Annotated in this window: 14 protein-coding genes; 7 read left to right on the plus strand and 7 right to left on the minus strand. The window is 33.9% G+C overall.

The features are described from left to right. Positions 1 to 22: 22 nt before the first annotated feature. The 4 genes from ACJJVP_RS07550 to ACJJVP_RS07565 all read right to left on the minus strand — a co-directional run bounded on the left by ACJJVP_RS07550 (position 23) and on the right by ACJJVP_RS07565 (position 3,898). On the minus strand, positions 23 to 325 hold the full coding sequence (locus ACJJVP_RS07550) for a DUF3667 domain-containing protein (RefSeq protein WP_405412300.1): 303 nt from the start codon (positions 323 to 325) through the stop codon (positions 23 to 25). Between the two features lie 200 nt (positions 326 to 525). Then, a complete protein-coding gene (locus ACJJVP_RS07555; protein ID WP_405412302.1) occupies positions 526 to 1,713 on the minus strand; it encodes a tRNA modification GTPase in 1,188 nt (395 codons plus the stop codon). An 89-nt stretch (positions 1,714 to 1,802) separates the two neighbouring features. Further along, positions 1,803 to 3,350 carry an Rne/Rng family ribonuclease gene (locus ACJJVP_RS07560; RefSeq protein ID WP_405412304.1) on the minus strand — a complete coding sequence of 516 codons (1,548 nt, stop codon included), beginning with the start codon at positions 3,348 to 3,350 and terminating at the stop codon, positions 1,803 to 1,805. 257 nt (positions 3,351 to 3,607) lie between these two features. Beyond that, the gene (locus ACJJVP_RS07565; protein WP_027065813.1) at positions 3,608 to 3,898 is read right to left on the minus strand and encodes an HU family DNA-binding protein; all 291 of its coding nucleotides are present in this window, start codon (positions 3,896 to 3,898) and stop codon (positions 3,608 to 3,610) included. A gap of 127 nt (positions 3,899 to 4,025) precedes the next feature. Here ACJJVP_RS07565 and mutY point away from each other — a divergent pair, with 127 nt between their 5' ends. The 4 genes from mutY to gldD are packed head-to-tail and all read left to right on the plus strand — an operon-like array spanning position 4,026 to position 7,473. Beyond that, on the plus strand, positions 4,026 to 5,075 hold the full coding sequence (mutY, locus tag ACJJVP_RS07570; RefSeq protein WP_405412307.1) for an A/G-specific adenine glycosylase: 1,050 nt from the start codon (positions 4,026 to 4,028) through the stop codon (positions 5,073 to 5,075). A gap of 27 nt (positions 5,076 to 5,102) precedes the next feature. After that, a complete protein-coding gene (locus tag ACJJVP_RS07575; protein WP_299800438.1) occupies positions 5,103 to 5,573 on the plus strand; it encodes a single-stranded DNA-binding protein in 471 nt (156 codons plus the stop codon). A gap of 21 nt (positions 5,574 to 5,594) precedes the next feature. Next, positions 5,595 to 6,923, plus strand: a complete 1,329-nt coding sequence (locus ACJJVP_RS07580) for a gliding motility-associated protein GldE (RefSeq protein WP_405412310.1) — start codon at positions 5,595 to 5,597, stop codon at positions 6,921 to 6,923. Then, the gene (gene gldD / locus ACJJVP_RS07585) at positions 6,913 to 7,473 is read left to right on the plus strand and encodes a gliding motility lipoprotein GldD (protein ID WP_036157160.1); all 561 of its coding nucleotides are present in this window, start codon (positions 6,913 to 6,915) and stop codon (positions 7,471 to 7,473) included. Before ACJJVP_RS07580 ends, gldD begins: the two co-directional genes overlap by 11 nt. A 26-nt stretch (positions 7,474 to 7,499) precedes the next feature. On the opposite strand, the gene ACJJVP_RS07590 is transcribed toward gldD, so the two are convergent. After that, positions 7,500 to 10,307 (minus strand): T9SS type B sorting domain-containing protein, encoded by a 2,808-nt coding sequence (locus ACJJVP_RS07590; RefSeq protein ID WP_405412312.1) that lies wholly within the window; start codon positions 10,305 to 10,307, stop codon positions 7,500 to 7,502. Between the two features lie 282 nt (positions 10,308 to 10,589). Between ACJJVP_RS07590 and ACJJVP_RS07595 the strand changes: the two genes are divergently transcribed. Beyond that, entirely contained in the window at positions 10,590 to 11,537 is a 948-nt protein-coding gene (locus tag ACJJVP_RS07595; protein WP_405412315.1) for a pyridoxal-phosphate dependent enzyme, read from the plus strand. 10 nt (positions 11,538 to 11,547) lie between these two features. On the opposite strand, the gene ACJJVP_RS07600 is transcribed toward ACJJVP_RS07595, so the two are convergent. After that, positions 11,548 to 11,970 carry a hypothetical protein gene (locus ACJJVP_RS07600; RefSeq protein ID WP_405412318.1) on the minus strand — a complete coding sequence of 141 codons (423 nt, stop codon included), beginning with the start codon at positions 11,968 to 11,970 and terminating at the stop codon, positions 11,548 to 11,550. Between the two features lies 1 nt (position 11,971). Then, positions 11,972 to 12,346, minus strand: a complete 375-nt coding sequence (locus ACJJVP_RS07605) for a heavy-metal-associated domain-containing protein (RefSeq protein ID WP_405412320.1) — start codon at positions 12,344 to 12,346, stop codon at positions 11,972 to 11,974. A 157-nt stretch (positions 12,347 to 12,503) separates the two neighbouring features. Between ACJJVP_RS07605 and ACJJVP_RS07610 the strand changes: the two genes are divergently transcribed. Beyond that, a complete protein-coding gene (locus tag ACJJVP_RS07610; protein WP_405412323.1) occupies positions 12,504 to 13,388 on the plus strand; it encodes a DMT family transporter in 885 nt (294 codons plus the stop codon). Between the two features lie 74 nt (positions 13,389 to 13,462). Then, positions 13,463 to 14,206 carry a head GIN domain-containing protein gene (locus tag ACJJVP_RS07615; RefSeq protein WP_405412326.1) on the plus strand — a complete coding sequence of 248 codons (744 nt, stop codon included), beginning with the start codon at positions 13,463 to 13,465 and terminating at the stop codon, positions 14,204 to 14,206. The last annotated feature ends 12 nt before the right edge of the window (positions 14,207 to 14,218 follow it).

The raw sequence follows: 14,218 nt of genomic DNA on the forward strand, positions 1-14,218 counted from the left end.
ATAGGCTACTTTATCAAAATTATCACCTAGCTTTTTTTTCCATCATATTTGACATTATGGAAATTGATTGCATGTTAGATTCAATATTAAGAGCTAGATATTGTTCGGCAAAAAAATTAAATAAAAAAATTGCTATTGCAGTTGTTAATCCTAGAATGGTAAAAGGATTCATATAGCGCTTTCTTGTGCCGCCAAGATATTCTCTGAAGACAACATGAGGTCTTAATAATAAGTTTTTTATGGTAAAGAAAAATTTATTGTCCCAGCCAAGAAGATTATTCGAAAGGTCGGTGGCTAATCCTTTTATAGTTAATCTATCATTCACAATTTTAGCACCACACTGATTACAAAATAAAGAATGGTTTAATAGAGTTGAAGAGCAGTTTTTGCAGGACATTTACTTTGGTTGGTTAGGAAATTGATGGTTAAAATACATAAAAACCTAAAACAAAAAAAGCGACTCTGTTTAGAGTCGCTTGGTTTTTTATATTAGTAAAATACAAATCTACTTTAAACTATTACCTCTTATAAAAAGTTATAGCCAAGTACTATAGAAAGCACTTTGTAATCAGACGAAATAGCTGCATAGTTACTAAGTAATGCTCTTCTAGGGTTGTAGTTTAATTTAATGCTGGCATTTTTGCGAGCAAAACCTAGTCCAAAATTAAATGAAGTTCTTGGTTTAATTTCAAAATCACTACTAGATTCGAAATCTATTTTTGAATCTAAAGCTGTATCTATTTGAAATGCTGTATTTATAAATATTCTGGAGTCTGAATTAAGAAAAAAGTAATGCCTAACTCCAATAGATGTTTCAATTGATTTATAGTCTACCGAAACTTTTTGAAACTCTAATTGTTCTTTACCATCAAAACTTTGATACATAGGTTGAATAAACAAAGACCATTTATTTTTATTAAATGGTAATACAGCTTCAAGTTCGACACCAAACCTTATACTTGAGTTGTTTTCAAGTTCAAAATTAGTACTTGATTGAGGAGACTTAAAATTCATAGAGGCAGAATTTAAACCAGCACGTATGCCTAAATTAAATACGTTTTTATTGTTATTTTGTGAGGTGGTAGAGTTTACATAGTTAGGATTCTTGCATTTATTGTATAAAGTAAAAAACGAAAGTAATTCAGATTTTCTATAATCAGTAGATTTTACATCATTAAGAGATAAATTTCCGCATTTTAAGTCATCCCACAATTGTTTTTTATATTCAGTATTCTCTCCAATACGATTGTTTTCAGTGAGATACTTTTTATAAATTAATTGTGTTGTAGAAGCGTTGTTTAAGTTGTAAAAGAATCTTATTAGATTACTGTCTTCATAATAAAATAAATTTGCATCACCTTCGGCTAGCTGTTCAAGAAATAAGGTTTCTTGGGTGAATTCAGCTTCTTTTATCTTGCTTAATCTTTTAAGAATCGACTTAGACCTATCTATTTTTATGTCTTTTCTTATATACTTTTTTCCGTTTTCAATAGAGAATTCGGCTATGTTGTAGATTCCACCTTCTTGAACTTCAGCATTAGAGTCAATTTTATATTCAAATTTTGTGGGGTTGTTTTTCCAACCATTGTTCTTTATAAGACAATTTATTTTTTTACCAGAATTATCAATAATGTAACCTGGTTCAAATGTAATTTGTGCAAAGGTGTTAAAACTTAAAAAAGTCAGGAGAAATATAGATAGATATTTTTTCATCTTTAATGGAAATGATTAAGATTAGTTGAGATGCTTCTTTCATTTTTGGCAACAAAAAAAGCGACTCCGTAAGGAAATCGCTTTTTTCATTAATATATTGTTTTGCCGTCTTTGTTTTTAAAACGGTATTCTAGATACGTATACGCATCCCGCGGTTGAATTTTAATCCATTTTTTATACTCTAAGAACCATTTTGTTCTCATTGATGGAAAACCTTTTGTAATATAGGCTGCTATAAAGGGGTGTATATTTAAAGTTATACTGCTGTCCTTTTTAGGGCCTTTAAGAAGTTTTTCAAGGTCCGCTGTAATTTTATCTATTAAAACAATAGGTGCTTCCACCTGTTTCCCTGCATTATTAGGGTCCTCTTCAGTTGTTTTAATATTCATTTCAGGTCGTACCCTTTGTCGGGTAATCTGAATTAAACCAAATTTACTAGGAGGTAGTATTTTATGTTTGGCACGATCATCTTTCATCTCATCTCTAAGATGTTCAAAAAGCCTTTTTCTATGTTGTGGTTTTACCATATCGATAAAATCTACCACTATAATTCCGCCCATATCACGAAGACGTAGTTGTCTTGCAATTTCAGAAGCGGATAAAAGATTTACCTCTAGGGCAGTATCTTCTTGATTTTTAGCTTTGTTTGATCTGTTACCACTATTAACGTCTATAACATGAAGTGCTTCAGTATGCTCTATAATTAAATAGGCTCCTTTGCTCATAGCTGCAGTACGGCCAAAAGACGTTTTAATCTGTCTTTCAATACCAAACTTTTCAAAAATAGGTACGTTGGTGTTATAGTGCTTTACGATGCTCTCTTTTTCTGGAGCGATCTCTGTCACATAATCCTTAATTTCATTAAATAAGGTGGTGTCATCCACATGTATTCCTGTAAAACTATCATTGAATACATCTCTTAATATAGAAGATGCTCTATTGAGTTCTACAAATACTTTTGATGGTGTTTGAGCACGATGTAATTTTTTACACATTGCTGTCCATTTGTTCAGCAAGTTTTCTAGATCTTTGTCCAGTTCTGCGACTTTTTGTCCCTCTGCGACTGTTCTAATGATAACACCAAAACCTTTTGGTTTAATGCTTCTAACGAGTCTTTTTAACCTGTCTTTCTCTTCTTTGCTACCTATCTTTTGAGATACGGATACACGATCAGAGAAAGGAACCATTACCAAGTAACGCCCAGCTATTGATAGCTCAGAACTAATTCTTGGTCCTTTAGTAGATATAGGTTCTTTTACAATTTGAACCAATAATGATTGGTTCGCTTTTATAACATCGGTAATAACACCGTTTTTGTCAATATCGGTCTCGAACGGGAAATTTTCTAAAGTGTAATCCTTTAGTTTTCCTGTGCTCACTTGTTTAATGAACTTAAGCATAGAAGATAACTGCGGACCAAGGTCGTGATAATGCAAGAATGCATCTTTTTCATAACCAACGTTTACAAACGCCGCATTTAAACCGGTAACCGGTTTTCTGATTTTGGCAAGAAATATATCGCCAACAGAAAAGTCGTTACTGTTTTCCTCTTTATGTAGTTCAGTGAGTTTTCCGTCCTTTAGCAAGGCAAAGTCAACAGATTGGGAACTAGATCTTACGATTAATTCTCTATTCACCTGAATATTTTTTTGTCGTTCACCTAAAAAATAGGCAACGAACTGATTAAACAATACCATAGACAAATACATATGTATCTGCCGAAATCCAAATTTTGGATCTCTATGTCAATGAACGTATTTTAAAAAGAAAAAGTAGTTATAAAACTACTTTTTCTTGTGTCGGTTAGCTCTTCTACGCTTCTTGCGCTTGTGTGTAGCTACCTTATGTCTCTTTCTTTTTTTACCGCTTGGCATAAAGTTCTTTTTTAAGTTAATTATTTTACGTGTACGTTGCTCTTAACTCCTTCTACAAAAACCTTGGCAGGTTTAAATGCTGGAATGTTGTGAGCGGGTATTTTAATAGTTGTGTTTTTGGAAATATTTCTACCGGTTTTTTCGGCTCTAGTTTTAATGATAAAACTACCAAAACCTCTTAGGTAAACATTATCACCACTTTCTAATGATGTTTTTACCTCTTCCATAAAAGATTCAACAGTTGCCTGTACATCTCCTTTTTCAATTCCCAGCTTATCTGAGATCTTCGATACAATTTCCGCTTTCGTCATCTTTCAATATTAGATTTTCTGTATGTTTTTTCGGGTTGCAAATATATAAATTAAATTCAATCTTTCTTTCTAATGGGTTAATTTTAAGTGTATAAACTGCTACTTTTATAACTTAGTATCAAAGAGCATGTCATTTTCGGGTAAAATTTTAGATTGGTATCATCAAAATAAGCGCAGTTTACCATGGCGCGAGACCTCTGATCCATACAAAATATGGCTATCGGAAATTATATTGCAACAAACACGTGTGGCTCAGGGAACCCCGTATTACTTGAGTTTTGTAGCAAATTTCCCAACTGTTAACGATCTTGCGAGTGCTAAAGAAGAACAGGTGTTAAAACTTTGGCAAGGGCTTGGTTATTATTCAAGAGCTAGAAATCTTCATGCCGCTGCAAAAATGGTCGTTGAAGAGTATGACGGTAACTTTCCTGATAACTATAAGAAACTTTTAACACTAAAAGGGGTGGGTGACTATACTGCTAGTGCTATTTCGTCTATATGTTTTAACGAACCACAGGCGGTAGTGGATGGAAATGTATATAGAGTGCTCGCTAGATATTATGGTATAGATACACCTATTAATAGTACTAGTGGTGTCAAATATTTTAAAAGCTTGGCCCAAAAAGTAATGGATCCTGCTAATATTCGAGATTATAATCAAGGTATTATGGAGTTTGGGGCAATACAATGCTCTCCTAAAAAGCCTTTATGTTTACTTTGTCCTTTAAATGATAGTTGTGTTGCCTTAGAAAAAGGCTTGGTAGATGCCTTGCCGGTCAAGTTAAAAAAGACAAAAGTGCGAAATAGGTACTTCAATTATCTTATACCTATATATAAGGATACTGATGGGAATCAATTTACAAGGCTAAATCAAAGAACGGGCAAAGGCATTTGGCAAAACTTATGGCAATTTCCTTTGTTGGAATCAAAAGATGTATTGGAAATAGAGGATATTACTATAAGGTATAAAGAAGTGCTAAATGATATAGATTCTAATGAAGTTCTAAGTTTCAATGAGAATGCTGTAGTACATAAATTATCACATCAACATTTACATACAAAGTTTTGGTTGGTCTATACGAATGACGTTTTCAATGACATGATTCCGGTTGAAAAAATAACCGATTTTCCGGTACCGGTTTTAATAGCAGATTTTATCAAAGCATTTAAATTTTAGTACTTTTGAATTTTATATCTTTAAGTTATGAGCGGTACATTGAATAAGGTAATGTTGATTGGGCATTTAGGTGATGAAGTTAAAATGCATTATTTTGAAGGAGGCGGTAGTATTGGTAGGTTTCCAATAGCTACTAATGAGACATATACCAATAAATCTACTGGTGAACGTGTTACAAATACAGATTGGCACAATGTGGTGGTTAGAAATAAAGCTGCTGAAATTTGTGAAAAATATTTAAGTAAAGGCGATAAGGTTTATGTAGAAGGCAGATTGAAAAATCGTCAATGGCAAGGTGAGGATGGTAATACCAGATATTCAACTGAGGTACATGTGCAAGAATTTACTTTTTTGACTACCAAGAAAGAAGGTATGCAGAATAATGGTGGTTCAGCTCCTGCTGCTCAGAAACCAGCAAGTATTGAAAGTAAAGCGCCATCTAAAGCATCAGCTCCTGCACCTGCAAGTCCAGACGAGGATGATGATTTACCGTTTTAAATATAATTTAAATAGTAACTATTGGACTCAGACCCCTTACCGTTATTAATGACAACGTTAGTTGTAAACGGTGTTTTTGCAATGAATATAGTTGTACTATGTGTACTGCTTATTTGCTCTGCGCTTATTTCTGGTGCTGAAGTAGCCATGTTCGGCTTATCTACGACCGAAATAAAAGAACTACAAGATGAAAAATCTGCTAAGAGTTCCATTTTAATAAAACTTCTTGAACGACCTAAAAAGTTGCTGGCAACCATATTAATTGCAAATAATGCTATTAATATTGGAGTAGTATTACTGTTTAGTATTATAGGGGACACCCTTTTTGAAAATGTCAACCAAGTATTATTTGGTATAGTTTCCGTACGCTTTTTATTAGAAGTTGTTGTTGCTACTTTTCTAATTTTAATGTTCGGTGAAATATTACCCAAGGTTTATGCCAATAGAAATAGAATGAGCTTTGCGCATTTTATGGCATACCCATTGAGAGTGTTAGATTTTATTTTTGCTCCATTGAGTTTGCCCATGCGATCAGGCACTCTGTTTTTGTATAATAAGCTTGGTAAGCAGAAATCTAGTTTAAGTGTGGATCAATTGTCTCAGGCATTGGACCTGACATCTCAAGGTGATACTACAAAGGAGGAGAAAAAGATTCTAGAGGGTATTGTAACCTTTGGTAATACGGATACCAAACAGGTAATGAGACCTCGTATAGATATTTTTGCGCTTAATGAACAGATGAAATTTCCTGAAGTACTTGGGGAAATCAAAAAACATGGGTATTCAAGAATTCCGGTTTTTGGTGAGAATATAGATACCGTAAAAGGAGTTCTGTATGTGAAGGATTTATTGCCATATTTAGACCGAAAGACCTTTAATTGGATGACCTTGATAAGAGAGCCTTATTTCGTTCCCGAAAATAAAAAATTAGATGATTTATTGGGTGAATTTCAAGAGAAGAAAAACCACTTGGCTATAGTTGTAGATGAATATGGTGGTACTTCTGGGTTAGTTTCATTAGAAGATATTATTGAAGAAATTGTTGGTGATATTAGTGATGAATTTGATGATGAAGATTTAATATTCTCTAAGTTGGATGATTTTAATTATGTCTTTGAAGGTAAAACACCTCTAAAAGATTTTTATAGAGTTATTAAGTTAGAGGATAATGATTTCTTTGAAGAAAATAAAGGAGAATCTGAAACCTTGGCAGGCTTTGTTTTAGAAAAAGCAGGTAGTTTTCCAAGACGTGGAGAAAAAATAATGTTCGAGTCCTATACCTTTGTGGTTGAAGCGATGGACAAAAAAAGATTGAAACAAATAAAAGTTACCTTACCACATGAAGAGTAAGTCATTCGTTACGTTTTTAGTAGTATTTCTTTTGATGGCCAGCTGTAAAGATGAGCAAGTACTACCCAAACCAAAAGCTAAAATGCGATTAGAGTATCCGCAGGGAAAATTGGCGGATTTAGAAACAGAGAACTTTAGGTTTAAATACAATCAACTGGCAAATGCAGAGCCAAATGGAGATCAAGCCTATACTATATCTTATCCAGAGATGAAAGGTGCTATTTTTTTAAGCTATAAGAAGATTAATGGTAATTTGTCTCAGTTGATCAATGATTCTAAAAGACTTAGTTATGAGCATGCTGCAAAGGCAGATAACATCGTAGAACAACCGTATGTAAATCCAGATGAGAGAATCTACGGCGCTTTATTTGAGGTGCAAGGCAACGCAGCATCTCAATCGCAATTTTTTGTGACCGATAGTACAGAGCATTTTCTAACAGGTTCCGTTTATTTTTATACGAAACCTAATTATGACTCTATTTTACCTGCAGCATCATACCTTCAGAATGATATAAGAGGAATTATTGAAACCTTAAGGTGGAAAAAATAAGAATGTAATTTTATGTAATAATTAGCTTATCGTTTGAGACTGAAATGACCGGTTTTAATAGTCTTGTTTGCGGTAAATTTGAACCAATAATCACTGGATGGCATTGGTTGATTATTGAAAGTGCCATCCCAACTGTTATTCAGGTTATTGATGTGTTTAATTAATTTACCGTATCTATCGAAAATAGTTAAGTTAAATGGAGAGCGAATAAGCCCTTCAATGTTCCAGTAGTCATTATAACCATCATTATTTGGTGTAAAAAATTTAGGATAATCAATGATGGAAACTTGCTCAGTAATGGTTTCGCAACCATTCTTATTTCTCACATATATCATATAATTGTCTGCATTTAAGTTATTAAATGTAGAACTATCTTGAAAAAATATATTATCCAAAGAGAATTCGAAGGATCCAGAATTATTAAGTTCTATTGTTATCGTATTGTTTTCGCTTAAATCTTTTACTTTAATATTAGAGATGATGGGAGTTTGTAATATTTCAACATCTACAATTGCTTCAGAACTTTGACACTGAAAGTTATTAATTTGATAGGTGTAAATTCCAGACTTATCAATATTAGGATTGAAAACACCGGTGTTAGAATTTAAGGCAGGAAGCCAAGTGCCAGAAGAATCAGGATTACCGTTTAGGAAATGGATTAAGTCTATAGGGTTATCGTCTGGGCAAAAAACAGCGAAACCATTTTCACCGGCATTTTCAGCATTTAATATGACTAATTCTGCGCTTTCTGTAAAAATAGCATTTAAGCAAAACTCGGTCTTAACGCGATATCTATAGTTGTTTAGATTTCTATTAACATTTTTAATCTGTAAAGTATTGGTATATATACCGTTGTAGGTATCATCATTTTGTAAACTAACCCAATTGGTCTCATTGGGTGGTTTATATTGCCATTGAAATGTTTTGGCATTCGCAATTTGAACTGAAATGGTTGTATTAAGTCCTTCGCAAATTTCTACATTGTTTGGGTGTTGTGTAATTGTTGGAATATTCTGAAGCTGAAAATCAAATGCGTTGTTTTCGTTTGAATAGATTGGAGTGGTATATCCATCAATTTCGTTTGTAATTCGCCCGTTATTATCTACATCATTTGGGAAATCCCCCAAAATACCATCGTAATCTAAATCTGTAAAACCAGCTTCCACTACATCAAAGCAACCATCATTGTCGCTATCTAGGTCTTGAGAATCTATTTGTCCATCCATATCAGAGTCTAATAGAAGGTCATTACCTAGTTCTATACTATCAAGAATACCATCATTGTCGTCATCTAAATCTAAGTTGTTGACTATGCCGTCTTGGTCAAAATCACGATAGTCGTCCCAATCTATTTCTAGTAATGATACTTCTAATATTGCTTCTGAACTTTGGCAGGTTCCGTTAGTTACTGTATAGGTATAAAAACCTTCATTTTCATTTTCAGGATTAAAAATTCCACTGTTAGAATTTAAAGCTGGGCTCCATGTTCCATTCTCATCTGGGTTGCCGCCTAGGTAATCTATTAAATTAACTATAGGGTCTGTAGGGTGAAACTCCACTTGGTTATCTTCTCCTGCATTTGGTTTTTTATATACATAAAGGATAGCACTATTTGAGATTGTTAAGTTTGAACAAAATGACATAGCCGCCCTAAATTCAAATCCATTTAAATTCTGGTCAGAGTTTTTGATTTCTAGCTCATTTGTGTTTGCGCCATCAAAGGTTTCATTATTTATTATATTATACCAAGATGTACCGTTGTCATTGCTATATTGCCACTGAATTGTATTGGCATTTTCAGTTTCTATGAGAAGAAAGGTATCCTCGCCTGCACAGATTTCTTTATTAACAGGTTGCTGTAAAATTGTAGGACCATTATGATATTGGAAGTAAAAAGTATTGTTGGTTGATGATACTAATGGCGGAGTATAACCATCTACTGTATTGATTATCATGCCATTTGGATCGACATTGTTTGGCAATGAACCTAAGACACCATCATCATCTAAATCTGTGAAACCTGCTTCGGTAACATCAAAACAGCCGTCACCATCACTATCAATATCTCTTGAATCAATTAAGCCATCATTATCACTATCAAGTAAAGGGTTTGAGCCAAGTTCTATACTATCTAAAATACCGTCGTTATCATCATCTAAGTCTGTTCTATCATCTATTCCGTCTTCATCGAAATCACAAATTATTTCCCAGACAATTTCTACTACATCGGCATCACCTGTTGAGCCATTTAATTCAAATTCAAAAGAAATAGAATTAAAACTACCCATTATTTGAACAGAACCAGCGGCGCCACCTTCGTCTGCAAGACCACATTCTGATGTGGTATTACTGCCAAATGGTTGATTGGGTGTTCTAGTGATGGTGTTTGAAGTAACTTCAAAATGCTCACCATTTCCAGAAAGTCGGTTTAAGTACGAATTTGTATTTAACAAAGTTAAAAGTGCTGAATTAGAAAATGGACCAGGTCCATATCCGCCACCTAATCTATCTATATGAAGTATAGGGTTTGTAACGGTTTGGTTGAAATTGAAAGTTAAAATGCCTTTACCATTGTTGCCAAATTCTAAGAAGGGAGCTAATGCATTGTGGTTAATTATTCTATTAGATGAATAGGATTCTGTAGTACAGCCCATTTGTCCAGAATAAAAATAGACATCTGCATCATTGGTTAAGTTAGAAACGGCTGTTGTTATTCGTATGTCACACGCGGTAGCTTGCATAAAGTAATTGCTGCCTACCCAGTTTTCAGTTAAGTCTTGTGAACGTAATATTATGGAGTATAGTGAAATTGTAATAATCAAAAGTACTTTCATTTCTATAAAGAATAGTTGAATTACATTTCTATAATAACTTATACAAAACAATGAAAGCATTTTATTAATAGGTATTAGTGTCTTCAGGTTTTGAAAGTATATTATTTGAATTATCCTTTAAAATGAATTTGCCCAAACGTTTTGATCTAGGGTTGAAATGTTGTTTTGTCTTAGAAAGCTATGAGTTTTGTTTAATTTGAATAGTTGATGATTGTAATTTAAAAATTAAAAGCTCAAATTCGTTAACTTCAAAACAAAAATTGATATCAATACAAAGTAAAAATGACAAAGCAAGACCTATTAGATTGTCACGAACGAATAACTCCATTTGTTCATAATACGTCAGTTCTGACATCAAGATTAATTGACAAGGAAGTCAATGCAAAGGTATTCTTCAAATGCGAAAATTTTCAAAGAGCAGGAGCCTACAAGATGCGAGGTGCTACCAATGCAATCCTGCAATTATCCGATGAACAAAAGAAAAGTGGCGTAGTCACACATTCGTCAGGTAATTTTGCACAAGCTTTATCGCTTGCGGCTCAAAGTGTTGGTGTGACTGCTCATATTGTAATGCCAAATGCAGCTCCAGAAGTCAAAAAAGTTGGGGTTAGAGAGTATCTGGGTAAAATTTATGAGTGTGAACCAACGGTAGAAGCAAGGCAATCGTTAGCGGATGAAATAGGACGGAAAACGGGAGCAACTTTTATTCATCCTTCAAATGACAATGATGTTATTTTAGGTCAAGGTACGGCTGCGTTAGAATTATTGGAAAAGCAACCAGATTTAGATTTTATATTTTGCCCAGTTGGTGGTGGCGGTCTTATTGCCGGTTCTGCTTTGGCGGTAAAATATTTTGGTGATGATTGTAAAGTTTATGGTGCCGAACCTTTTGAGGCAGATGATGCTTATCGTTCTTTGCAAAGTGGTAAAATAGAAAGTAATGATACCACGAATACCATTGCAGACGGATTAAAAACAATGTTGGGCGATAAGAATTTCCCTATTATAAAAGAGCTTGTTAGTGGTATCGTTAGAATTACCGAAGATGAGATTGTAACTGCTATGAAATTGGTTTGGGAACGTATGAAAATTATTATAGAACCCTCTAGTGCTGTAACTGTGGCTGCAGTTTTGAAACAATCAAAAGAACAGCCAGAAGTTTTTCAGAATAAAAAAATAGGAATTATTATTTCAGGGGGTAATGTAGATCTTTCTAAATTGCCCTTTTAGTAAAAGTTTGTTATTGCTTGGCAAGAATCTCTTCAGCACGTTCAATACTAGAATTGATGTTCTCTTTTACTTGTTGTACTTTTTCTTCTTCTTCATTTAGCCATTCTTTCTTTTCATCAGAAAGTTCTTTACCGTTCATAATTTCATCAGCGTCAAAACGGTCTCCAAAACCTTGCATCCAATCCATCATAGATTTATTTGCTTCTTGAAGATCTTTCATTGCCTTTGCTTCAACTGATTCGGCTCCAAGAGAGTCGGCCATTGGTTTTAATTGCCCTACTAATTTCCCTAATGTTCCCATTTTTGGCATTACTTCATCATGAATGCTCATGACATGCTCCATTTTGGAAGGCTCTTCTGCTTTTTTAGTTTCCTTGCATGCAACAAAAGTTAAGAATGTTGCTATAGTAAGTGTGTAAAGTATCTTTTTCATCTTAATTATTTTGTTGAGGAGTAACAGCAGTAATAGTTTTATTAGACGTAATGGTATAAACGTAATCTTTTACTTTTGTGTCGGTAATTATTCTCTTTACCTCTTCCATAGTAATAATGTTAGGGTCAAAAGTTATGAGTCCGCTTTTATCTTTAAAACTGATATCGGAAGAAACAACACCCTCACTCTCCATTAAATTAGAAGAAATTTTATCAGCGCAACCCTCTTGGCATGCCATACCATCAATACCTATTAAGATTGTCTTGCTGTCACTGTTTATAACTTCAGTAGGTAATGTATCGTCTTCTTGTGCTAATGTAGCCTGTGATGTCAACGTAAATAGAGTGACGAAAAGAATTAATATTTTAAACCTCATAATTGTAGATTTTGTATAAGCTTGATAAAAGCAAACATGTTTACAGTGTAAATATACCAAATATGTAAAATGCATTGATCATTGTATTTTAAAAATAACTAGTTAAGAGGTTGATTTATTTAGAAAAAAGCTCACTTTTGTTTTAAAATCATCAACATTGAAGAATATAGATCAAAAATGGATTTACCTAGTAGTTCTATCGCTTATATGGGGTTCTTCTTTTATATTGATAAAAAGGTCTTTGGTTGGGTATACGCCTCTACAGGTAGGCGGATTAAGGATTGTATTTGCATCGGTACTGTTATTTATATTGGGTTTTAAGTCTTTAAAAACACTTTCAAAAACCGATTGGAAATGGATAACTATCGCAGGGCTATGTAGTTCATTTTTTCCACCATTTTTCTTTGCATTGGCACAAACTGAAATAAGCAGTGGCATTACTTCTATTTTAAATTCTGTAGCACCCTTGTTCACTACTTTGGTGGGGCTGGCACTTTTTGGGCTTTCATTAAAGGGAAGACAGGTTTTAGGGGTTTTAATTGGTCTGTTTGGTACTGTAGTATTAATTGCGGCTGGTATGGAGAATAATGTAGACCAGAATTATTGGTATGCATTGTTCATCATTGTTTCCGCCTTGGGTTATGCCTTCAATATCAATATTATAAAAAAGCATTTATCTCATTTAACCCCCTTGGCTGTAACAACTGCTAGTTTTGGGGTTGCCTTTCTTCCTGCGGTAATAATATTAGTGTATTCTGGCGTGTTTCAGCAATTTGTGGGAAATAGTGCTATGCAAGAGGCAGTTTGGTATATAATGGCGTTGGCTTTTTTGGGTACGGCATTGGCAAATATTCTGTTTAATAAACTGATAAAATTGTCCAGTCCCGTATTTGCGGCTTCTGTTACCTATTTGATACCACTTGTGGCAGTGTTATGGGGTTTTTTGGATGGTGAAAATATTAGCTTTCTTCAGTTGTTAGGCGGTCTAATTATACTATTTGGGGTATGGCTGGTAAATAGAAAAAAGACAGTAGCTAGGTAGAAATAGTAATATCTACTGTAACAAAATGATTTTTGACTTGTCTTTGTATAGAACTAATCAAAAAAACGGAAATCATGAAAAAAATATTAGTAGCACTACTAGCGGTAACAATGACTGTTGGCGCAATTCAGGCTCAGGAAAAATCATTCAACGTAAAATCTTTTGATAAATTAATTGTTAGTCCACACATAGCTGTTAATCTAGTTGAAGGGGAAGAGGAAAGTGTGGTTATTGAAAATGCTAAAGTTTCTTTAGATAAAATTAATGTTGAGGTAGAGGGCAGAACGCTGCGTTTGTATTTAGACGGTGCCAAAGTGGTGACAAAATCTGAACGCATTTCAACTGATCAATGGCGTGGTAGTAAGTCACTATATAATGGTACTATGGCAACTGCAACCGTTACCTATAGAAAGTTGGAAAATCTATCAATAAGAGGGGAAGAGGTAGTGAGATGTAAAAATCTTTTTAATGCCGATGATTTTAAAATGTCTTTATATGGCGAGGCAAAAGTGTACTTTGATTCGGTTTCCATAGATGAATTAACAGTAGCTATCTATGGTAGCAGTTATTTGGAAATAGGAGAAGGTGCTGTGGCTAGACAGCTATTTAGGGCATACGGAGAGAGCGAAGTAAATACAGTAGGTATGATGGCAGATGAGACTAAAATTACAGCTTATGGTGAAAGTAATTTTAGGGTTCATGTAAAAGATAGGTTAAAGGTAACTTGCTACGGAGAAACAAATGTGAATTATATGGGTAGCCCAGAAGTGGATAAAGGATTGATTTTTGGCGAAGCAAGAATAAGAAAAATAGGATAAGCTTAACCTATA

Origin of the sequence: Maribacter sp. Asnod1-A12 (assembly GCF_045063735.1) — a bacterium.
In the GTDB taxonomy this organism is placed as follows: domain Bacteria; phylum Bacteroidota; class Bacteroidia; order Flavobacteriales; family Flavobacteriaceae; genus Maribacter.